Source organism: Candidatus Merdisoma sp. JLR.KK011, assembly GCF_036941125.1.
Taxonomy (GTDB): domain Bacteria; phylum Bacillota; class Clostridia; order Lachnospirales; family Lachnospiraceae; genus Laedolimicola.
In genome coordinates, this window is the sequence record NZ_JAYWSZ010000003.1 from 290806 (window position 1) to 312826 (window position 22021).

Here is a 22021-nt window from a genome sequence, read left to right on the forward strand (position 1 = left end):
ATGACAGTTTTTCTTTGGATAGTTCTCGCAGTATCATTGTTTGAGCCGGTTTACACATATGTGATGTATCCTTTTCTTTTGGCTGGATTCCGAAGAAAGAACTATAAAAAGTCGGAATATATGCCTAAAGTGTCTGTAATTATACTAGGACATCATCCGGAAGCAAAGATTAAGAATCTATATGAGCAAGAGTATTTTCTGGAAAATATCTCAGTGCAGACAGAAAAAACGGCAAATGGTACGGATTTAAGTAAAGCAGAAAAAATAAACAATTTGATTTCTGATGCACAAGGGGAAATAATTCTTTTTACAGATGACAAAACAAGATTGGATAAGGAAGCTTTAAAGAAAATGGCAGCTAACTTTTCCGATTCTCGCGTGGGAAGTGTCTGCGGCCAAATACGTAAAGAGAACGGACAAGAAAGCGCTTACTGGAAATATGAGAATTGGGTGAGAGAGCAAGAAGGAAAGATAGGAAGGGTGTCTGGAGCAAATAGCTTTTTATTTGCGATTCGGAAAGAAGCGGTATCAAAGATACCCCAAAATACAATCAATAGGAACTTCTTTCTTTCAACGGCGGTTATCAAATCCGGCTGGGATGCAGTGTTTGAACGCAATGCAATTGCATACGAACAAAGTGACAATACGTCAGCTGAGATATTTAACAAGCATGTGGAGGAGGGAGCAGGTTATTATCAGGCACTATGGATATTTCGAAAGATGCTTTTACCATCCAGGGGAAGCTTCACGTATATAAGCCATAGAGTTATGAAGTGGATCGTCCCTTTTAATATGATTGCGGCCTTTTTTAGCAGTGCGTTGCTGGGAAGCAGGTATAAATGGGTACATATACTATTTTTAAGCCAGCTTGCCGGCTATATAATTCTTGGTATTTATGCAAAAGCACGTAGCTGCAAAAAGGAGATAAAAGGAAGTATTGGTAAACTTTTGTCTTTGATGCAGTATTTTGCGGCCCTAAATTTATCCTATCTAATTGGTTTGGGAGAGCTGCTTTTCAAGAGGAAAAAATTCGATGAATATAATCAAAAAAAACATTAAGAAAATGCAAACGGTATTTTTTACCCAAATTGCCTGCTTTTCATCTGGGGGGGGGTAAAAACATTACGGCAAATGGTTTTACCTGGCTTGGGAAAAGATGTGAGACAGGTAAAAACTGTAATTTTAACGGCATGCGTATACGAGGGTTCGGCAGGGTATTTATTGGCGATAATTTTCATTCGGGTGAAGGCTGTCTTATATTAACATCTAACCATAATTACGAGGGTGAAAGTGTGCCCTATGATGCAACAAACATAAGTAAAAATGTGCAGATAGGAAATAATGTATGGATTGGAAGCAGAGTCATTATTCTGCCAGGTGCGGTATTGGGAGAGGGATGTATTATTCAGGCAGGAAGTGTTGTAGCTGGTCATATACCGCCCTGTTCAATTGCAGGCGGGCATCCGGCAAAGGTATTTGCAGAAAGGAATAGAGAGCATTATGAGAAAATGGTTCAAGAGCGGAGGTTCTTTTGAATGAACATACAGGAATTTATGCATAGAATATTGAAGTGGATACAGCATAGGGGAAATAGAGGGTTTAAAAAACCGGCCTTACAACAGCAATTAGATTTTATGCATTCATTTCCAGAGCCAAAGGATGATGTAGAAAGGGCCTATTACCAGTATCTATGCCAAAAGCAGAATGAGCCGGCATGGAAGGATATTTTTTTTAATATATCGTCATTTTTTATGATTCCTTTTTATAAGATGCTTATGCTTAGGAGGGGGAAAAAACAAGTCCTTTTAAACAAGTCCGATGCGGTATTTATTAGCAATGGTATTTCAGATAAAATTATACCAAACAGCCTTAAGATAGAATTTCCCCAAATGGAAGAAACTGATTTTGAGACAAACTTAGGATTAATAAGAGAAGATCTTGTTTTTGTAAGACAGATTTATAAAAAATATAGGCAGCCTTATTTTCAATTAAAAATATTGGCTAAATTATCAATTTATTCATCCGCCATCAGACGATATAGTCCAAAAGCGGTTATTTCCTATACGGAAGGATCGTTTACCTGTGCTTTGATGACGAAATATTGTGAGAATTTAGGTGTCGAACATATTAATATTCAACATGGAGAATATTCTTATAATACAAGAGCATGTGGGATGCGGTTCCATAGGATGTATGTGTGGGAGCGTTATTTTTATGATGCATTGTATACACTTTCGGGATTTAAAGTACCATACGTTATTGAACTTCCAGACTCCATATTAAAGGCATGCGAAAGGAATAAGGAAGGAAATTACGAATATGAGATTACTTACTATCTACAAAATCAGAGCAAAGAGGAGCTTAGGAATGTAAGAGACATGTTAAAGCGTTTGGAGCAGAAAGGCTATAGATGTAAAGTAAGGCCCCATCCAAGGGAAAGCGAATGGAGTATACTGCAGCAGTGCCTGCCGGATATTGCGATAGAAGACATCCGTACAACAAGCTTGTACGAATCGCTTAACACGACAGAGTATGTTGTTAGTTTTCGTTCAACGGTACTATTGGAGGCCTGGTTTAACGGGAAAAAAATTCTGATTGATGATTATAGTTCCGAAAAGTATTTGGAAGAATTAAAAGGTGAAGATTTTTTTCTGCTTCATAAAGGTGTAATGATGTTATCTCATTTTATAGAACAGCATGCAGAAAAACAAAAGAGATAAAGACGATAATAAAGGTATGATGTAAAGTATGATGAAAATTCAAAGTATAAGCAAAATGCGAAGGAGAATAAAAGTGCGGATACCAATTGCACTTTTATTTTTATTTATTTTGTTTTTTTATTTACAGAATTTTACGATGATGAGCACAACTCTGTGTAATTTGGTTATGGCGGTGTCAGGAGCAGCATGTTTTTTATATGAAGCAGGCAATAGAAGGAATAATACAACCAGATATATGATTTTGTATACAATTGCAATGATTAGTCTTTCGTTTTTGTGTAAAAGTGTTTCTGATAATAAAAGCATTCAATTCATTGTCACTATTATGTCATATTCAGGTATTGCAATGGCTTTATTGTACGAAGATATAAAGCCTGATGTTTATAAAAAAATATACTATATAGCTGTTTTTTGGTATATAGTGCGGCACCTGTTAGGCTTGGCAAACCAATATGCTGTGGCAGATGAAAAAAATCAATATATATTTAATAAAGGAGGAGCGCTTTCTACAGACATTGTCCTATTAATTTTATATTTGCTTATGGCGGCGGCTTATTACAGAAAGCAAGAAAAAGTAGGATACATTCCGGTACTTTTGGGTGCAATACCAGTATTTCTTTCTTTGAAACGTATGGGAATTATTATTTGGCTGCTTTTAGTGTTTTTTCAGTTGCTCTATGATGAGAAAAAAGCCAGGTTTAAAATAGCAAAAGCAATTCCGTTGATAGTGATAGTAATGTTTGCTGCTTATTTTTTGGCAACAACTATATTCTCTTCCTTTTTACAGCGTTTTATTGAGCGATTTGCAAAGGATGGGGTTTCGATTTCTGGTTTAGCCGATTCAAGGCTAGGAATTTGGAAAGCGTATATACAAAATCTGTTTCATATAGAAACCTTTGTATTTGGAGTTTCCTTTGAAGTGGAGGAGATTTTACGCATATATAGGGGGAATGCTCATAATGTTATATTGAATTGTCATGCTACAGTTGGAATTTTGGGAGTGATGATGAATTTGCTGCTAAGTATAAGGGCTTTTTGGGGGTATATAAAAAGTAAGTACTATTATTTGGCAGGATTAGCAATTATTTTTTTCTTACGAGGGATGTCTGATTATGTTTTTTGGTTTAATTGGGGAGATATCGTATGGCTGCTTTTTGTTTTTTATCCTCAAATATATGATATAAAAGGAACACAATACAAGTATACGATGGGAAATAAAGGTAAACCAGATGAAGCATAAAACTAGTATGGTAAGGGCTGGATTTTTGTTATCGGTTTTATCTGTGATTGTAGCCCTTTTTTCTTTTTTGAGGGAGGTAGTTATTGCAGGTTATCTGGGAGTGACTTCAACAGCAGATGCATATATTGTTGCAGTACAAACCCCGGAAATACTTGTTGCAATTGTATGGGAAGCGTTAAATACAATAAATATTCCACTCTACACAGAACAGCGTTATTTAAAAGGTGATAAAGAAGCAGCTCTATTTATTTCGAATATTTTATCCATTGTGTGTATTGGACTGTTAGGGTTTATCATTTTTGCAGAAATATTTGCGAGAGGAATTATTTTTGCAGTATCTCCTGGTTTGCCGGAGGATGCACACAATTTGGCGGCAGCTTTGATGCGCTGTGTTATGCCTATGCTCTTTTTTGAGGGGATCATACGTATTTATACAGGTGTGCTGAATGTAAATAAAAGATTCGGTCTGCCTAAGATTATAAATACTTTTCGGAATATAGGCCTTATTCTTTTTCTGATTTTTTTCTATAAAGAGATTGGAGTATTTGCAGCCGTTATCGGTTTGGTATTGGGAATAGCAGTTGAGTGCTTTGTTTGTTTTTTTTATGCTCAAAAATACAGCAGGTTTGTTCCATATATAGATGTAAAAGCGCCATATATTAAAAAAGCCTGCAGATTGATAGTCCCGATTCTGATAGGATCCAGTATAGGAGAAGTAAATCAATTTGTTGATAAAATTATCGGCTCTTTTTTAGACAGCGGAAGCCTGGCCTCTTTAAGCTATGCGTCTAAGCTGACCAGTATTGTACAAATTGTTTTTATAAATAATGTAGTGATTCTTATGTTTCCTGCATTTTCAGAATATGCAGCGAAAGGAAAGAGAGCGGAGCTTGCAAAGATTTTTATACGGACAATAAACTTCCTGATTTTGATGTGTATGCCTTTGATTTTTGGAAGCTTTGTTCTACGCAATGAAATTATTACCATTGTTTTTGCAAGAGGCGCTTTTAATGCTGCGGCCATACCTGTTGTAGGAGGCATTTTTAGCTGCTATATGATTTGCACCTTGTTTTCAGGACTGCAAAATATTGCAGTAAAATTATTAACAGTGTGTGGGGATACTCACACGATTATGGTTAATTCAATGATTGGGGTAATGATAAATGTGATTTTAAATCTTATATTGTCAAAACAATTTGCAGCAATCGGGGTAGCTTTGGCAAGTGTAGTTAGTATATTGATAACAAGTGCATATTTGTTAATTATAGCAAAAAGAAAATTGTCAGAAATAAAATACAATAGGACGGCAGTAATTTTTTTGAAATCAATTCTGGCCTCTATTATTATGTACTGCATTCTTTCTTTTGCCAATATATTACAGATTAATTTTATTGGCGATGCTTCGAGTACACTATCATTTTTATTATTTATTTTTAAAGTTCTTTTAGGAGGAGCTGCATATTTTATGATACTTATACTTTTAAAGACGGATGAGATAAAAAATATAATGGCTTATATACGTCGGAAATCAATATGATTGTGGTTAACGTTAACAAAAAATATGTAAGGTTTGTAATTGAAAAAGAAATTTTAAAAGCAAAGGAGAATCGTTTTATGTTGAACAAGAAAACAATTTTAATTACAGGTGGAACAGGCTCTTTCGGCCATCATTTTGTGGACTATGTATTAAAACACTACAACCCCAAAAAGATCATCATTTATTCCAGAGATGAGTACAAGCAGTTTGTAATGGACAACCAATATAAGGAATACAGGGATGTCCTTCGTTATTTCATAGGCGATGTCCGGGACGAAGCCCGGCTTAAGATGGCAATGAAAGGCGCAGACTATGCAATCCATGCCGCAGCCTTAAAGCAGGTTCCTGCCTGCGAATACAACCCAAACGAGGCAATTAAGACAAACATTAACGGTGCAATGAATGTAATCAATGCTTCCTTAGAGGCCGGAGTAAAAAAGGTTGTAGCATTATCTACGGATAAAGCAGTAAACCCGGTAAACCTCTATGGCGGAACAAAGCTCGTTTCCGATAAGCTCTTCTGCGCGGCAAATGCATATGGCGGAGCAGATGGAACGAGATTTGCCGTAGTCCGTTATGGAAATGTGGCAGGCAGCCGGGGAAGCGTCATCCCCTTTTTCCAGAATATCATAAACAATGGAGGAAAGGAACTTCCCATTACCGACTACCGCATGACCCGTTTCTGGATCAGCCTGGAACAGGGGGTAGAGCTGGTCATAAAAGCCTTGGAGGAAGCCAGGGGCGGCGAAACCTTTATATCAAAAATCCCTTCTTTTAAGATTACGGATCTGGCCCAGGCCATGCTTCCCGGCTGTGGGATGCCCGAGGTTGGAATCCGCGAGGGAGAAAAGCTCCATGAGATTATGGTTACAAGAGAAGATTCCCTTCACACCTATGAGTATGAAAAACACTTTATCGTTTATCCCCATTATAACTGGTGGGGGAAAAAAGACGTGATCCCGGGAGGAAAACTGGCGGAGCCTGAGTTTGAATACAGCTCCGGGACAAATACAGAATGGCTTAGTATAGAAGATTTGAAAGAAAAGCTTAAGACAGATCTGGATGAGCATTAAAGGCTCTTTTTTTTATGCAGAAAAACAGGTAAGGAGCAGGAAGCGGTTCATGGATAGATTAGCAGTTGACGGCGGCATGCCGGTCCGGACAGAAAAAATATATTATGGCAGACAATGGATTGATGAAGAGGATGTAAAGGCAGTGAGCGAAGTCCTTACAAGTGACTTTGTCACCTGCGGTCCGAAGGTGGCGGAACTGGAAAGGGCGCTGGCAGAATATACAGGAGCCGGGTACGCCGTGGCAGTTTCCAACGGGACAGCGGCGCTTCACTGTGCATGCATAGCGGCAGGCATCGGGCCGGGGGATGAGGTCATCACTACGCCCCTGACCTTTGCAGCAAGCGCAAACTGCGCCCTGTACTGCGGTGCACAGCCGGTATTTGCGGATGTGGATCCGAAGACTTATAATATCGATCCTGCCAGTATAGAGTCCCATATAACGGAAAAGACAAAAGCGGTTGTAGCTGTGGATTTTACCGGGCAGGCTGCAAAAATCAGGGAAATAAGAGAGATATGTGATAAGCATGGGCTTATCTTCATTGAAGATGCCGCCCATTCCATCGGAACAAAGTATGAGGGGAAGCCTGCAGGCAGTCTGGCGGACATGACCTGCTTTTCCTTCCATCCGGTAAAGACCATCACTTCGGGAGAGGGCGGAGCTGTCACGGCCAATGACAGAGAGCTTTATAAAAAGCTGGTTCTGGCCCATACCCATGGAATAACCCATGAGGAGGAGCAGATGGAAGAAGGGCCCCATGAAGGCCCCTGGTATTATGAGCAGATTTCATTGGGGTATAATTACCGGATGACAGATTTCCAGGCAGCGCTGCTGCTGAGCCAGTTAAAGAAGCTTGACCGGTTTGCGGAAAGAAGGAAAGAAATTGTAAGAAGGTACAATGAGGCTTTCCAGATGCTTCCGGAAATCATTGTGCAGGAGGAGATACCGGAATCAGATACCTGCCGGCACCTGTATATTATCCGGTTAGACCTTGAAAAGCTGGCATGTACAAGACGTCAGTTTTATGATGCCATGGCGGCGGAAAATGTGCAGTGCCAGATTCACTATGTGCCTGTTTACTGGTTTCCTTACTACCGGCATCTGGGATATAAGAAGGGGCTGTGTCCAAATGCAGAGGAGATCTATAAGGGAATTGTAAGCATTCCCCTGTATCCAAGGATGACAGGGCAGGATGTGGAGGATGTTATTCGGGCAGTGGAGAAAATTGTCCAGCATTATCGTAAATAAGGAGCAGATATGTCATCAGTAGCGATTATCACAGCCAGGGGCGGCTCTAAGAGAATACCGAAAAAGAATATAAAGGATTTTTGCGGAAAACCGATTATAGCATACAGCATAGAAGCAGCCTTGCAAAGCGGAATTTTTGAAGAAGTAATGGTATCTACAGACAGCGAAGAAATTGCAGAGATTGCAGAGCAATACGGAGCAAGTGTGCCGTTTATGCGAAGCGGAGCCGCAAGCAGCGACTGGGCAGCTACAGCAGATGTTTTAAAAGAAGTAATAGAAAATTACGCCTCTCAAGGGAAAAAATTTGAATTCTTCTGCTGTATTTATCCGACAGCGCCGTTTATAAATGCAGAAAAGCTGAAACAGGCAGAAGAGCTGCTGGAGTGCAGAAAGGCAGATTCCCTGATACCTGTTGTGAGATTCAGCTTTCCGCCCCAAAGGGGCCTGGTAATGAAAGACGGGTATGCGGCATATAAGTATCCGGAATTTGAAAATTCAAGAAGCCAGGACTTAGAGCCGGTGTATCATGACTGCGGCCAGTTTTATTTCTGCAGAACAGAGTCTTTTTTTAAGTACAACAGCATGGTTATGCCGGATACAGTACCGATGATTATGCCGGAAGAGGAAGTCCAGGATATTGACAGCTGGTCAGACTGGAAATTGGCAGAGATCAAATACAGGCTGTTCAGCCAGAAAGCGGAGGCTTAGAATGTTTCATCTCTTTGAAAGAATACACCAAAATGAAGTTTATATCATTGCCGAAATGAGTGCAAACCACGGCGGAAACATTGAGAATGCATTAGAGCTTGTCCGCCGGTCAGCAAAAGCGGGCGCAGACTGTGTGAAGATTCAGACGTACACGGCGGATACCTTGACAATTGACTGTGACAATGAATATTTTCGTATTCAGGGAGGCCTTTGGGACGGGTACAAGCTCTATGATTTATACACAGATGCCGGTACGCCCTGGGAATGGCAGGAACGCATTAAGGAAGAATGCGAAAGATGCGGCGTTGATTTTTTGTCAACGCCTTTTGACAGAAGCGCGGTAGATTTTTTAGAAAGTATCCAGATAGAAGCTTATAAAATAGCCAGTTTTGAACTGATAGACATTCCGCTGATTGAGTATACGGCATCAAAGGGAAAGCCCGTCATTATTTCCTGCGGGATGGGAAGCGTGGAAGAGATTCAGGATGCTGTTGACGCATGTTACAGGATGGGCAACGAGCAGATCGTATTATTAAAATGCTGCAGCGAATATCCGGCAGCCTGGGCGGATATGCACCTGGGAAATATCCCCCATATGAAAGAAAAATTTAAGGTGCCGGTGGGCTTGTCAGATCATAGCGCCGGAAGCCTCGGCGCAGTTGTGGGCGCAGCTCTGGGCGCCTGTGTGGTCGAAAAGCATGTCCGTCTGAATGATGTAGAAAGTGCAGACAGTAAATTCAGCATGACTCTGGAGGAGTTCAGCCGGATGGCAGCGGATGTAAGGAATGCAAAGTTAATTGCCGGAGGGCCTGATTATACATTGACGGCAGGGGAGAAGGCTTCAACCGTATTCCGGCGGAGCGTATTTGCGGTAGAGGATATTAAAGAAGGCGGAGTATTTACAGATGAGAACCTTCGGATTATCCGGCCGGGATATGGGATAGCGCCCAAATATCTGAAGGATTTGCTGGGAAAGAAGAGCAGCAGGGAAATCCTTCGGGGAGAGAGAATTACAAAGAAAGATTTGGAGGATGCGGCGGCAGAATGAGTGAAAGGAAGCAGACAGGGCCATATTTGAGAGAAGCAGAGCCGGGGGATATGGAGCTTCTTTTTTATTGGGCAAACGAAGAAGAGGTAAGAAAAAATTCTTTCCATTCGGATTCGATTTCTTACGAAGAACATCAGAAGTGGTTTGAACAGCTGATGCAGGACAGAAACCAGTTCCAATATATTATGATGCTGGGGGAAAAGCCTGTCGGTCAGATAAGGCTGTCCATTTTTAAAGACAGAGCGGAAATCGGATACAGTATTTCAAAAGAGGAGCGCGGCCTGGGATATGGCACTTTGATTGTGGAGCTTGCAAAAGAAGCGGTGCATAAAAACTTCGCCGGTGTTAAAAAAATTGTTGCAAAAGTGAAATCAGATAATACTGCGTCTGTCTGCTGTTTTAAAAGAAACAGATTTATAGAAAAGTACAGCTTATATGAATTTGATATGTCTGAGTATAAGGAAAAATTGGGGGGGGGGGTATTGGTCAAATAAAGTAAAGCGCCATACCCTTGGTGTGGGTGCGCATCAGGCGGCTGCATGAAAATTCTCTGCTTATATAATAATGAGTGTGCCATAGAACTTTTTGAATGGTTAAGGAAACAAGGGCATGAAGTTGTCTGCAGCTCAGAAGAATTAAATGTTTTGTGGTGCAGAGCGCAGAAATTTGATTTAACGGTTAGTTATACGTATAGATATATTTTAAGAAAAGATATTTTGCAGGCGTTAAAGGATAATGCAGTGAATATCCATAATTCCTATCTGCCATGGAACCGTGGGGCAGATCCGAATATCTGGAGCATTGTGGATGGCACGCCGCGCGGGGTAACGCTGCATTATATGGATGCTGAGCTGGACAAAGGCTATATCATTGCCCAGAAATTAGCTGGAGAAGATACCGGTGATACCCTGCGGAGCAGTTATGAAAAACTGGACAAAGCGGCAAAAGAAGTATTTAAAGAAGCCTTTGCTTTTTATAACCATTGGCCGGAGATGAAAAAGGTTCCATTGGGTACAGGGAGCTACCATTCTTTAAAGGATGGAGAACGGATTAAAAGAGTAATAGATACCTATGATTTGAAAGTAACTGAATTTAAAGAAAGGGTAGTAAAAAGCATTATATAAAATGATGAAAATCGGTATACGGGTAGACGCGAATGAGATTGTCGCTACAGGGCATGTTATGAGATGCCTTGCCATAGCGGAAGAATTGAGAAAGATAGGCCAGGAGCTGTTGTTTATTTCTGCGGATGATTTTCCAAGGCCTCTGATTGAGCAGAAGGGATTTGAATTTGTTTCCCTGCAAACGGATTGGAAGCACATGGAGAAAGAGATAGAACAGCTACAAGCGGTTATCGATAGGTATCATATAGGACTGCTGCTGGCAGATTCATATTATGTAACAAGGGCATACTTTGAAAGAATCCATAGTTTTATGAAGGTAATGTACATCGATGATTTGGGGAAAGAGGTTTATGATGTGGATTGTACCATCTGCTATGCAGACTATTATAGAGAGCTGGAATTGGAAGAGAGGTATCCGTCAAATGTAAAGCTGCTTCTTGGGACAAGGTATGCGCCTCTGCGCAGGGAGTTTTCAAATCTTCCGCAGAAAATCATATCACCGGAGATAAAAGAAGTGCTTGTACTTTCCGGCGGGGCCGACCCGTATGATTTTTTGTGGAATTTTTCTCAAAAGCTGACAGAAAGCGCCCTTTTTGAGACATTGGAAACGGTTCGGATTATATGCGGAAGGTATTATGACAAGTATGGTGAACTGACAGAAAAGTTTGCAGGAATCCCAAAGCTCCGTTTCCATAAAGCGGTAAAGGATATAGAGAAATATATGCTTTCGGCAGATGCTGCGGTGACGGCGGCAGGCGTAACAACCTATGAACTGTGTGCAGCAGGAGTGCCGGCTGTCACTTATACAATAGCGGATAACCAGCAGGGGAATGCCAGGGTATTTCAGCAGGAAGGGATAATGGAATATGCCGGTGATTTGAGGCGTGAGCCTGTTATAGAGAGAATAACAGGGCTGCTGGATGGGAAATATCGGGATTTTTCATATCGAAGCAGGGTATCGGAAGCGATGAGACAAAGGATAGATGGGAAGGGTGCGGAGCGTATTGCAAAGAGTATCTGCCAAATAAAAAAGAGATGATTAGATTAAGAGAACGCATTGCAAGAATTTTACAGAAAAAAAGGAAAAACCAGGAATTATGGTTTTTAATCGGGATTCTTTTGATATTCCTGTATTATTCTCCGATTATTATTTTGAAAGATAATGCAGTATTTATAATACATGATGCCCTGGAGGTAGATATTCCATATTTTAAGCTTAACAGTCAATTAATTACGAGTACAAATATATTGATACCAGAGTTATTTAACGGGGCTTTAAGAGGAGCCATACAGACAAGTTCTTTTTTGACGGTGGTACTTTTTGCAATATTGGAACCCGTTACTGCTTATATTGCTTCGATAATTTTAATTTCTATTTTTGCCTTTTGCGGTGTATTTTTATTACTGAATTTATTTTTTGAAAATAATAATCGTTGGATTTCATTTGGAATTTCATTTTTATATGCAGTAATGCCATTTTATCCAAATCAGGGGCTGAGTGCAATGGGAATTCCATTTGTATTATGGGCGATTCATTCTTTATGTGAAGCAAAGGCGGATAGAAAGGCTTGGATAGCAATTTTTCTTTATGGATTATCATCGTCACTTGTATATTCGGGATATATTATAATTATATATTTATGCATAGTTTTTTTGTATTTAAATTATAAAAAGCGTTATAACAGAAATATATTTTTGGCCGGTACAATATTGTGTATCTGCTATTTGACAACACATTATTATACTTTTTTCAGCTTGTTTAAGCAAACAAGCCATCGTGTGGATTGGAGATTGGAACCAATAACTGCCAGATGGGGAATAAAGGATATCTTATCGCAAAATAGCTACCATTTTCCAAGCAATCAGGAATCCTTTGTGGTTCCGGTGTTAATCATAACTGGGATTGGAATTCTTTTGTTTACCCGGCTTAACAGATATCAAAAAAAGCTAGTAAAATATTTGTGCGCATGCATTGTCCTAAGCATGTGCATTGGCATATTTGAAAATATTTATAATGGAGAAGCGGGTGTTGAATTAAGGAATCATCTTAATATTTTGAAGTCGTTTCAAAGCAGACTGTATGTGTTATATCCAACGATTTGGTTTACGATTTATGCAATTACATTACAGCTGCTTTTTTCGATCCTTGCTTCTTTGCTTCATCTGAAACGAATAATGGTAAATATCATAATTGGTATATGTGTTTTGCGTATAGCAGATATAAACTATAAATATAATAGCTGCTATCAGGCAAATGTCAGGAGCCTGATCGGGGAAGAAGTAAATCAATGCTCTTGGAAGGAATATTACGATGAGGAATTATATGCAAGGATTAGAAATTATATTGGAGTATCGCAGAGCTCCTATAGAGTGGTGAACATTGGCATTTCTCCGGGAGTTGCTTTGTATAACGGTTTTTATTGTCTGGACGGATATTCTGTAAACTATTCAGCGGAATATAAAAGATTTTTTAGAAAGATTATAGAGAAGGAGTTAGACAAAGATGAGGTATGTAAAGAATATTTTGATTTATGGGGAAGCAGATGTTATATGTTTGTGGCGGAATTGGGGAAAGATGGAACGGATGTTTTGAAAAATGATAAATTTGTAGATACAGGATTGGCATTAAATGATCTGGAGATAAATGGCTTACAGCTGAAAAAAATGGGCGGAAGGTATGTAATGTCTGCGTATGAAATTCTTAACGCAGGCAGCAGTCATCTGTGCCTGAAAAATGTGTTCCGTAGTGAACTGACAGATTTGTTAATTTATTTGTACGAGGTTCAATATTAATGAAAAAAGAAATGTATAAATCAATGTATGAGACAGAAACGTATCATTGGTATTTTAAGTCAAAGTATGAAATTGTTTTAGGGATATTGGAAAAATATGGGCTTAAAAAGAAAAGTGATTATCAGATAGTGGATATCGGCTGTGGCTGCGGCGTTATGCTTGAAGTTCTTTCAAAGTATGGGGCAGTTACAGGCATTGATTTTTCAGAAGAGGCATTGGAATACTGCAGAATGAATTTTAGTGGGAGATTAGAGCAGGCGGATTTGCAGAGATATGTTTCAAATAAGATGTATGATTATGGAATTGCCTTGGATGTTTTGGAACATGTGGAAGATGATAGGAAAGCATTGATAAACATAAAGAATATGCTGAATAAAGGAGCGGTATGCGTGATTACAGTACCAGCTTTGAATATGCTTTGGAGTGCACATGATAAAAATTGTATGCATAAACGGCGCTATACAAAACCACAGCTTGAAAATCTGATTAAAGCCAGTGGACTGAAAGTGGAATATTGCAGTTATTATAATTTTTGGTTTTTTCCTATTGTTTTCTTGGTTCGTAAAATTGAAAATTTATTAAAGCTTGATAATTCTGGCAGCCGTTTAGAGTATGGATTTAGCGACAGCTTCCTGAATTACTTATTGTACCGGATATTTGTTTCTGAAAAATACAGAATATGTGCACATAAGAATTTTTTTATTGGAGTCAGTTTAATATGTGTAATAAGAAGATAAAATAGAATATTTGCTTAATATTTAAAAAAAGTGATTTGATTAAAGCAAAAGGAATGCGACTAAAACAGTTTATTTTTGAATAAGCTGTTTTTTTATTATCCTCTTGGCAAACACGTAAAGGAAAGTAAAATGAATAATTATTTTGAAAGTTTTATAGATGAGTATGCAGATGAAATTGTTGCAATTCAACCAGAGTTTTATGAAAATGCAGCAAAATTTATCAATAAAGCAATGGAACAAACTGGTTCTGACGGGAAGACAGTCCTTGATATTGGAAATGGAGGGGTAATTAATTATAATCATCGTAATTTGAAGAAGCTTGTGTGTGCAGATTTATCTATAAGTACAAAAGCGATAAACCGATATGCAGAATGTATCAATATTTCTTTTTGCGAAGCTAACATGCTGGATTTGAGTCAATGGCAGGAAAATACCTTTGATGTTATAATTGTGCAAACAGTGATACATCATCTGGCAGGGAAAACATTGAGACAGACAGAATTAAATGTTGAAAAGGGTTTGAGAGAATGTATGCGTATTTTAAAACCCGGCGGACAACTATTAATTGTAGAATCTACGGTAAAAGTATGGTTTGAATATCTGGAAAGATGGTTTTATCCACTGATGCAGTTGTTTTTCCGGATGATTAAATTTGATACGGTTTACCAATTTTCTTCAAAAAGATTATGGCAGTTTATCAATACAATGGGTTTTGATATTATGGAGCATGAAGAAATAAAAATGGACAAATATATCTGGCTATGCAGAAAAAAAGTATTGACAAAACTAACGCCGTGTGGTGCAACATGGTTTCGTATAAAAGGATGAAAGAATGGAATGAAATAGGACAGATAAAAGGAGCCGCTGCAGAAAGAAATTTTTTTGCAGCGGCTCTACTTTTTTGATAACATTTGCTAACTGACCCTTAGTGCCTTGGCAGCTCCATACAGATCATCTTATTAGTGATTTGATGCCGCACTCTATAAAATGCATTCCGTCCAGACTTATTTGCTGTGCTTGTGTATGATAAGATAAAGAATATAAAGAAAATATTGCCAATCTCTTTGAACTTTCTCCAGTATCTGTTAGAATAGAAAAAAACAAGAAGCCTTAAGATGGAAAGCTTTCCAAAGGAGTGACAAAGTATGATACCAGCAAAACCGCTGCCTGTCGGCATTGAATTTTTTGAAGAAATGCGCAGGGAAGGCTTTTACTATATCGATAAAACGGGGATGATAAAAGAACTGATTGACAGTAAGTCAAAGGTGAGCCTCTTTACCAGGCCCAGAAGGTTTGGAAAATCTCTGAATATGAGCATGCTCAAATACTTTTTTGAATATGGATGCGACAGCAGGCTGTTTGAAGGACTCGTCATAGCGAAAGAGAATCAGCTCTGCCAAGAGTATATGGGGAAATTTCCGGTAATTTCCATTACATTGAAGGGGGTGGGCTCAAGAGAATTTGCGACAGCAAGGGGAATGCTTGGTTCTATTATAGGAAATGAAGCCATACGCTTTTCCTTTCTTGAAGAAAGCCCGAAGCTTTCCAGCATGGAGAAAGAGCAATATAAACAACTGGTAAATGTGGATACAAGCGGCAAGAGGGCGTTTGTTATGCCGGATGAGGTGCTTGAAGACAGTCTGCGGGTTTTGAGCGGACTTCTTCATAAGCATTATAACCAGAAAGTGATTCTTCTGATTGACGAATACGATGTACCGTTGGATAAAGCACAGCATTACGGCTACTATGATGAGATGGTCAGTCTGCTCCGCGGAATGCTGGGACAGGCGCTGAAGACGAACGACAGCCTGCAGCTTGCCGTGCTCACAGGCTGTCTGAGGGTTGCGAAGGAGAGTATTTTTACAGGCTTGAATAATCTCAAGGTTTTGACAGTGACGGATGTCCGTTTTGATAAATATTTTGGACTTTTGGACAGCGAAGTCCAGGAAATGCTGGGATTTTATGGTTTGGAAGGTAAATATGGCCTGGTAAAAGAATGGTATGACGGTTATCATTTCGGCAATACGGATGTATACTGTCCCTGGGATGTGGTTAATTATGTAGAACTGCTGCGTTTCGATCCGGCGGCATTTCCCAGGGATTTCTGGATCAATACCAGCGGAAACGATATCTTACGTACATTTCTTGAGATGGCAAAGGGTGGAGTAAAACGGGAAATTGAAGAGCTGCTTAACGGGGGAACCGTAATAAAAAAGCTCAAGGAAGAATTAACCTACCGCGATATGTATAGTAACATTGACAACCTCTGGAGCGTACTTTTCACCACGGGCTATCTCACCAGATGCAGAGGGGAGGAAGCAGCTAAGGAAGAGGAGGACGGTGTATACCGCCTGACCATCCCCAATCTGGAAATCCGCAAGATTTTTATGGAACAGGTAATGGAATGGATACAGGAGGAAGCAAGGAAGGACACGCCGGGTCTTGATGCGTTCTGTGACGCATTTCCCAAAGGCGACGCAGATGTAGTGGAAGCATTGTTTACCGCTTTTCTGAAAAAAACCATCAGTATCCGTGACACAAGCGTGCGCAAGGGGAAAAAGGAAAACTTCTACCATGGCGTCCTTTTAGGCTTATTAAGCCATCGTGAGGAGTGGGTTATCCGATCCAATGCAGAATCGGGAGAAGGCTTCAGCGATATCCTAATTGAGATTGAAGAGGAGGAAATCGGGATTGTAATCGAGGTGAAGTATCCGGATAACAGCAGCCTTGAGTCAGGCTGTCTGTCGGCATTGAAGCAGATTGAGGAAAAGGGTTATGAGACGAGGCTTTATCAGGATGGAATGACCACAATTTTCAAATACGGAATTGCCTGTGAGAGAAAAAGATGCATGGTAAAGGCAGGGTAATCGTGGCAGCATATGCTATTTGACAAGGCACTCTTTTGCGATTATAATAAACAATAGAATGCATAAAAAACGAATCCCTGTTAACTTTAAAAGTAATGTAATGATGAACGAGAGCATAACGGAAAGATACCTATATGGAGGAAAAAGAACATGAAAAAACTGCCTCACAAGCAAATAAGCCGCAGATTTCGTCACTGGGCGGCTGCATGTGCAGTCGGCGTAATGCTGATGATGTATGGAATAACCGGACGTGCAGCCCAGGTGGGAACCGTCCTCAGTGATAATGTAAATGTACGGACAGAGGCCAGCGCGAATTCGGACAGGGTATGTAAGCTGACCAAGGACACCCAGCTTGCCATCGTAGATCAGACCACAGGCAGCGACGGCCAGGTCTGGTACAGCGTGACCTTTACCCATGAGGGAACCGAGAAGTCCGGATGGATCCGCTCTGATATGGTGAATGTTACCGAGACAGAGGATCCGGCAGAGACCGGCGAAGGAGGAGATAACGGCAGTACTGGCGGTACTGTATCGGCAGGCGCTTATTCCATTCAGGAGCCCGTAGAGCCTTATCCGGCTGCCAACGCTTTATCTGAGACGACGCTTTCCGTAGGGGAGCAGAGCTTTTCCGCATGGGTTGTGGATGCGGGCCTTACAGGAGGACGGGAGCTGTATCTTGTCTGGGCCGTGGATGCCGGAGGAAATCCGGGCTGGTTTTACTACGATCCCCAGGAGGCAACCTTCCAAAGAGAGATGGGCCAGTTTTCCGGCAGCGGTTCCGGGGAGCCGGAAGGAATGATTGAGTCTCTGCAGAAGGAACTGGCAGAGTCAAAGGAAGCCAATGAAAAAAGCTTAAGCCAGCGTCTCTATATCATTATAGGCCTTGCTGCCCTGAGCCTTATCCTGCTGATACTGGTCATTGTCCTTTCCGTGAAGCTTCGGAATGCGGAATACGAATATTACGACGATGACGAGGATGAGGAAGACGAGGAAGAGGATGACGACTATTACGAGGAAGAGCCAAAGAAAAAGAGAGGCGGCCTTTTCCGCCGCCGTTCCCGGGATGAAGAGGACGAGGAAGAGGATGAGATAGAAGGAAGCGATTTCGATGATCTTCTGGTAGCAGTGAAGAAGAAATGGGCCGAGGAAGAGGAACGGGAGGCCCGTGGAGTGAATTACGCAGACGATGAAGAAGACAAGTTCGACGATGAAGACGATTACGAGGAGGAGGATCTCTTTGAGGAGGATGGGCCGGAGCCGGATCTGTTCTCAACCAAAGAGCTTCCCAAGATTGATATGAGCGCTGTCATGGAGATAGAAGAAGAGGCAGCCAAAGAAAAGCAGAAGAAAAATCCCAGGAAAAAAGCCCCGCAGCCTGTTATAGAGGAAGAGGACGACGACGATCTGGATATTGAGATTCTGGACTTTGAGGATTTGGGTATATAAGGGAAAAAGCCGGAATGGATACGGGCGAGGTGCTTACCTCGCCCGTTTAAACGGCGAAACCGGAATTTAAAATAGTCCAGCAAAGAAATATCAACCGGTGTGTCGAAGCGACTTTACCCTTTAGTGCCGTCGCGCAGCGACTTAAATTTAAACGGTAAAGTCGCAAAGGCGCACGAGAGGAACTTTTATGAGTGCTTTTCGAATAAAAGTTTCTCTCCTTACCGGTGTGTCGAAGCGACTTTACCCTTTAGTGCCGTCGCGCAGCGACTTAAATTTAAACGGTAAAGTCGCAAAGGCGCACGAGAGGAACTTTTATGAGTGCTTTTCGAATAAAAGTTTCTCTCCTTACCGGTGTGTCGAAGCGACTTTACCCTTTAGTGCCGTCGCGCAGCGACTTAAATTTAAACGGTAAAGTCGCAAAGGCGCACGAGAGGAACTTTTATGAGTGCTTTTCGAATAAAAGTTTCTCTCCTTACCGGTGTGTCGAAGCGACTTTACCCTTTAGTGCCGTCGCGCAGCGACTTAAAATAGGAGGTCAAAACAAATGTTTGAAAGATATACAGAAAAAGCAAAAAAAGTTCTTAAGGAAGCAGAAAAGATTTCCCGTGAACTAAAGCAGAATTATGTAGGAACCGAGCACATTCTTCTGGGTCTGCTTCGGGAAAAGACCTGTGCCGCCTCCCAGCTTCTCACAGAGCGCAAAGCAGAGGAAGAAAAGATACTTCAGCTGATTCAAGAGCTGATTTCCCCGGAGCACACCGTCCGCCAGAAGGAACGCCCCGGATTTACCCCCAGAGCCAGAAAGGTTCTGGAGGAAGCAGACCGCGAAGCGGCACAGTTTAAAGAGCAGAGCACCGGCACCGAGCATATACTGATTGCCATGCTAAAGGATGCGGAGTGCACGGGAAGCCGTCTGCTCAACACCATGGATATCAATGTAAAGGGGCTCTACGCCGCCCTTTTGGATTCCATGGGAAGAACCGGCCGGCAATACCGGGAGGAGCTGGCCCGTAACGGAAAAGGCCAGGCAAGAGGAACGCAGGCCCTTGATCAGTACAGCCGTGATTTGACAGCCATGGCCGGTGAGAAGCGCCTGGAACCCTGCATTGGCCGGGAGGATGAGATCCGCCGCCTGATTCAGACCTTGAGCAGGAGAACCAAGAATAATCCCTGCCTGATCGGAGAGCCCGGCGTAGGAAAGACAGCCATTGTGGAAGGTCTGGCACAGCGGATTGCAGAGGGAACCGTGCCTGATTCCATGAAGGGCCGGCGTCTTTTGACCCTGGATTTATCCGGCATGGTGGCCGGATCCAAATACCGGGGAGAATTTGAGGAACGCATCAAAAAGGTAATGGAAGAGGTGCGCCAGGCAGGAAATATTCTCTTGTTTGTAGATGAGCTTCACACCATGATTGGAGCCGGAGGTGCGGAAGGGGCCATGGATGCTTCCAACATCCTAAAACCCGCTCTTTCCAGAGGGGAGCTTCAGATGATTGGAGCTACAACCCTGGAGGAATACCGCAAATACATTGAGAAAGACGCAGCCCTGGAGCGGCGCTTCCAGCCTATTACAGTGGAAGAGCCCAGTGAGGAGGAGACGGTTGCTATTTTAAAGGGAATCCGCAGAAGCTATGAGCGCCATCACCAGGTAGAGATTACCGATGAGGCTCTTGAAGCGGCAGCCAAGCTTTCCAGGCGCTATATCAATGACCGCTTTCTCCCGGATAAAGCCATCGATCTGATGGATGAGGCGGCGGCCAAGGTGCGTCTTGGCAGCTATAAAAGGCTGGATACCCTGTCAGAGCTTGAGCAGCAGGGTGCGGAGCTTTTGGAAGAAGTGGAGTCTGCGCTGAAAGCCGGGGAATTTGAACAGGCCGCTGAACTTCAGAAGGAGCGCGCGAAGGTGCTTGCGCTTCTGGATAAGGAACGGGCAAAGGCGGACAGGAATGCAAGGAAAAAGACGCTGACCGTGGGAGAGAATGAGGTAGCCCAGATTGTTTCCGACTGGACGAAGATTCCTGTGAGCAAGCTTGCGGAGTCAGAGACCCAGCGGCTTCAAAAGCTGGAAGCCATTCTTCACAAACGTGTCATTGCCCAGGAAGAAGCAGTGACGGCAGTTGCGAAAGCAGTGCGCCGGGGCCGCGTAGGCCTTCAGGATCCAGGGCGTCCCATCGGCTCCTTCCTGTTCCTTGGGCCTACCGGAGTGGGAAAGACCGAGCTGTCCAAGGCTCTGGCAGAGGTGCTCTTTGGCCGTGAGCAGGCTATGATCCGGGTAGATATGTCAGAATATATGGAAAAGCACAGCGTGTCTAAGCTCATAGGAGCGCCTCCCGGATATGTGGGCCATGATGACGGGGGACAGCTCTCGGAAAAGGTACGCCGGAATCCATATGCGGTGATTCTCTTTGATGAGATTGAAAAGGCCCATCCCGATGTGTTTAATATCCTGCTCCAGGTTCTGGACGACGGGCGGATCACAGATTCCCAGGGGCGGACGGTGGATTTTAAAAATACCGTGATTATTATGACCTCCAATGCAGGGGCGGCGTCTATCATTTCCCCCAAGCGCCTGGGCTTTGCAGCTGTGGAAGATGAAAAAGAGAATTACAAGGCCATGAAGGGCAGCGTTATGGAGGAAGTAAAACGGATGTTCAAGCCGGAGTTTTTAAACCGGATTGATGAAATCATTGTATTCCATGCCCTTAACAAAGAGCAGATGAAGAAGATTGTATCCATTCTATTCAAGGAGCTTTCTATGCGCTGTGAGCAGCAGCTTGGAATCCGTCTTAAGGTAAGGGACAGCGTGAAGGTTCATATTGTGGAAAAAGCTTACGATGTGAAATACGGGGCCAGGCCTTTAAAGAGAGCCATTCAGACAAAGATAGAGGATACGCTGGCAGACGAGATTCTGGCCGGACGGATAAAACGGGACAGCGAGGTAACGGTCACCATGCAGAAGGGAAAGATAAAGTTTTTATAAAAAAACTGGAAATGAAACACGGAATCGTTTATAATCAAAATATCAATAACCAGTTAATTATGAATTCCGATTGGGAGGACAAAAGAAATGGCAGCAGTTAAAGAACTCATACGTGTGGAAGCAGACGGGAGCATCAGCTTTGGAGATTATGAGCTGGCATCCAAGACGAAGCTTGGAGATTTTAACCATCAGGGAGATTTGTATAAAGTAAAGACCTTTAAGGAGATCACCAAGCTGGAGCGCAACGATCTGTTTGTCTATGAGTCAGTACCAGGCACAGCAGTCCAGAACTTCCGGGTTTTGGCCGACAGCGTGGAATTTGAGGTGGACGGCCCGGAGGATGCCCAGATTACCCTGGGAATGGAAGAGAATACAGAGTACTTAACAGAAGTGGACGGCCATGAGTCTGGCAGAATCAAGACAGGCAGAGGCGGAAAGCTGGTGCTGAGCGTGGAGCTCGGCGGAAAAGAGAACGTGAGCGTGAAGGTTGTAAAAGCATAGG

General features: G+C 42.1%; 19 protein-coding genes. All 19 read left to right on the forward strand.

The window, feature by feature from the left end:
- The 19 genes from VV089_RS02395 to VV089_RS02485 all read left to right on the forward strand — a co-directional run bounded on the left by VV089_RS02395 (position 1) and on the right by VV089_RS02485 (position 22020).
- Positions 1 to 1059, forward strand: coding sequence for a glycosyltransferase (locus VV089_RS02395; protein WP_334334825.1), 1059 nt, complete (start codon positions 1 to 3; stop codon positions 1057 to 1059).
- A 233-nt stretch (positions 1060 to 1292) separates the two neighbouring features.
- On the forward strand, positions 1293 to 1535 hold the full coding sequence (locus VV089_RS02400; protein ID WP_334334826.1) for an acyltransferase: 243 nt from the start codon (positions 1293 to 1295) through the stop codon (positions 1533 to 1535).
- Positions 1536 to 2720 carry a hypothetical protein gene (locus VV089_RS02405; RefSeq protein WP_334334827.1) on the forward strand — a complete coding sequence of 395 codons (1185 nt, stop codon included), beginning with the start codon at positions 1536 to 1538 and terminating at the stop codon, positions 2718 to 2720.
- A gap of 73 nt (positions 2721 to 2793) precedes the next feature.
- Positions 2794 to 3960 (forward strand): O-antigen ligase family protein, encoded by a 1167-nt coding sequence (locus VV089_RS02410; RefSeq protein ID WP_334334828.1) that lies wholly within the window; start codon positions 2794 to 2796, stop codon positions 3958 to 3960.
- Positions 3950 to 5497, forward strand: coding sequence for a murein biosynthesis integral membrane protein MurJ (gene murJ / locus VV089_RS02415; protein WP_334334829.1), 1548 nt, complete (start codon positions 3950 to 3952; stop codon positions 5495 to 5497). Before VV089_RS02410 ends, murJ begins: the two co-directional genes overlap by 11 nt.
- Before the next feature lie 77 nt (positions 5498 to 5574).
- Positions 5575 to 6570 (forward strand): UDP-N-acetylglucosamine 4,6-dehydratase (inverting), encoded by a 996-nt coding sequence (gene pseB, locus VV089_RS02420; RefSeq protein WP_334334830.1) that lies wholly within the window; start codon positions 5575 to 5577, stop codon positions 6568 to 6570.
- A gap of 49 nt (positions 6571 to 6619) precedes the next feature.
- Entirely contained in the window at positions 6620 to 7816 is a 1197-nt protein-coding gene (pseC, locus tag VV089_RS02425) for a UDP-4-amino-4,6-dideoxy-N-acetyl-beta-L-altrosamine transaminase (protein ID WP_334334831.1), read from the forward strand.
- Positions 7817 to 7825: 9 nt separating this feature from the next.
- Positions 7826 to 8524: a pseudaminic acid cytidylyltransferase gene (gene pseF, locus VV089_RS02430; RefSeq protein ID WP_334334832.1), complete on the forward strand. Its 699-nt coding sequence runs from the start codon at positions 7826 to 7828 to the stop codon at positions 8522 to 8524.
- Position 8525: 1 nt separating this feature from the next.
- Complete coding sequence (gene pseI, locus VV089_RS02435) at positions 8526 to 9572, forward strand: pseudaminic acid synthase (protein ID WP_334334833.1); 1047 nt, start codon at positions 8526 to 8528, stop codon at positions 9570 to 9572.
- Complete coding sequence (locus VV089_RS02440; protein ID WP_334334834.1) at positions 9569 to 10066, forward strand: GNAT family N-acetyltransferase; 498 nt, start codon at positions 9569 to 9571, stop codon at positions 10064 to 10066. The genes pseI and VV089_RS02440 overlap by 4 nt, the downstream gene beginning before the upstream one ends.
- Positions 10067 to 10111: 45 nt before the next feature.
- Positions 10112 to 10696 (forward strand): formyltransferase family protein, encoded by a 585-nt coding sequence (locus VV089_RS02445; protein ID WP_334334835.1) that lies wholly within the window; start codon positions 10112 to 10114, stop codon positions 10694 to 10696.
- Between the two features lies 1 nt (position 10697).
- Positions 10698 to 11735, forward strand: a complete 1038-nt coding sequence (gene pseG, locus VV089_RS02450) for a UDP-2,4-diacetamido-2,4,6-trideoxy-beta-L-altropyranose hydrolase (protein WP_334334836.1) — start codon at positions 10698 to 10700, stop codon at positions 11733 to 11735.
- Positions 11732 to 13489: a DUF6044 family protein gene (locus VV089_RS02455; RefSeq protein WP_334334837.1), complete on the forward strand. Its 1758-nt coding sequence runs from the start codon at positions 11732 to 11734 to the stop codon at positions 13487 to 13489. The genes pseG and VV089_RS02455 overlap by 4 nt, the downstream gene beginning before the upstream one ends.
- Positions 13489 to 14226: a class I SAM-dependent methyltransferase gene (locus tag VV089_RS02460; RefSeq protein WP_334334838.1), complete on the forward strand. Its 738-nt coding sequence runs from the start codon at positions 13489 to 13491 to the stop codon at positions 14224 to 14226. The genes VV089_RS02455 and VV089_RS02460 overlap by 1 nt, the downstream gene beginning before the upstream one ends.
- A 75-nt stretch (positions 14227 to 14301) precedes the next feature.
- Positions 14302 to 15054 (forward strand): class I SAM-dependent methyltransferase, encoded by a 753-nt coding sequence (locus tag VV089_RS02465; protein ID WP_334334839.1) that lies wholly within the window; start codon positions 14302 to 14304, stop codon positions 15052 to 15054.
- 317 nt (positions 15055 to 15371) lie between these two features.
- Entirely contained in the window at positions 15372 to 17093 is a 1722-nt protein-coding gene (locus VV089_RS02470; RefSeq protein ID WP_334334840.1) for an AAA family ATPase, read from the forward strand.
- Between the two features lie 150 nt (positions 17094 to 17243).
- Entirely contained in the window at positions 17244 to 18539 is a 1296-nt protein-coding gene (locus tag VV089_RS02475) for an SH3 domain-containing protein (protein WP_334334841.1), read from the forward strand.
- Between the two features lie 544 nt (positions 18540 to 19083).
- On the forward strand, positions 19084 to 21519 hold the full coding sequence (locus tag VV089_RS02480) for an ATP-dependent Clp protease ATP-binding subunit (RefSeq protein ID WP_334334842.1): 2436 nt from the start codon (positions 19084 to 19086) through the stop codon (positions 21517 to 21519).
- Between the two features lie 87 nt (positions 21520 to 21606).
- Positions 21607 to 22020, forward strand: a complete 414-nt coding sequence (locus VV089_RS02485) for an endosialidase (protein WP_334334843.1) — start codon at positions 21607 to 21609, stop codon at positions 22018 to 22020.
- Position 22021 lies beyond the last annotated feature (1 nt).

Bases quoted from the DNA above. Each gene is read 5' to 3' on its own strand.
- VV089_RS02455 (WP_334334837.1), top strand. From the start codon at position 11,732: ATGATTAGATTAAGAGAACGCATTGCAAGAATTTTACAGAAAAAAAGG.
- pseI (WP_334334833.1), top strand. From the start codon at position 8,526: ATGTTTCATCTCTTTGAAAGAATACACCAAAATGAAGTTTATATCATT.
- VV089_RS02470 (WP_334334840.1), top strand. From the start codon at position 15,372: ATGATACCAGCAAAACCGCTGCCTGTCGGCATTGAATTTTTTGAAGAA.
- VV089_RS02475 (WP_334334841.1), top strand. From the start codon at position 17,244: ATGAAAAAACTGCCTCACAAGCAAATAAGCCGCAGATTTCGTCACTGG.
- VV089_RS02440 (WP_334334834.1), top strand. From the start codon at position 9,569: ATGAGTGAAAGGAAGCAGACAGGGCCATATTTGAGAGAAGCAGAGCCG.
- pseF (WP_334334832.1), top strand. From the start codon at position 7,826: ATGTCATCAGTAGCGATTATCACAGCCAGGGGCGGCTCTAAGAGAATA.
- pseG (WP_334334836.1), top strand. From the start codon at position 10,698: ATGATGAAAATCGGTATACGGGTAGACGCGAATGAGATTGTCGCTACA.
- murJ (WP_334334829.1), top strand. From the start codon at position 3,950: ATGAAGCATAAAACTAGTATGGTAAGGGCTGGATTTTTGTTATCGGTT.
- pseB (WP_334334830.1), top strand. From the start codon at position 5,575: ATGTTGAACAAGAAAACAATTTTAATTACAGGTGGAACAGGCTCTTTC.
- VV089_RS02480 (WP_334334842.1), top strand. From the start codon at position 19,084: ATGTTTGAAAGATATACAGAAAAAGCAAAAAAAGTTCTTAAGGAAGCA.
- VV089_RS02460 (WP_334334838.1), top strand. From the start codon at position 13,489: ATGAAAAAAGAAATGTATAAATCAATGTATGAGACAGAAACGTATCAT.
- VV089_RS02445 (WP_334334835.1), top strand. From the start codon at position 10,112: ATGAAAATTCTCTGCTTATATAATAATGAGTGTGCCATAGAACTTTTT.
- VV089_RS02485 (WP_334334843.1), top strand. From the start codon at position 21,607: ATGGCAGCAGTTAAAGAACTCATACGTGTGGAAGCAGACGGGAGCATC.
- VV089_RS02405 (WP_334334827.1), top strand. From the start codon at position 1,536: ATGAACATACAGGAATTTATGCATAGAATATTGAAGTGGATACAGCAT.
- pseC (WP_334334831.1), top strand. From the start codon at position 6,620: ATGGATAGATTAGCAGTTGACGGCGGCATGCCGGTCCGGACAGAAAAA.
- VV089_RS02395 (WP_334334825.1), top strand. From the start codon at position 1: ATGACAGTTTTTCTTTGGATAGTTCTCGCAGTATCATTGTTTGAGCCG.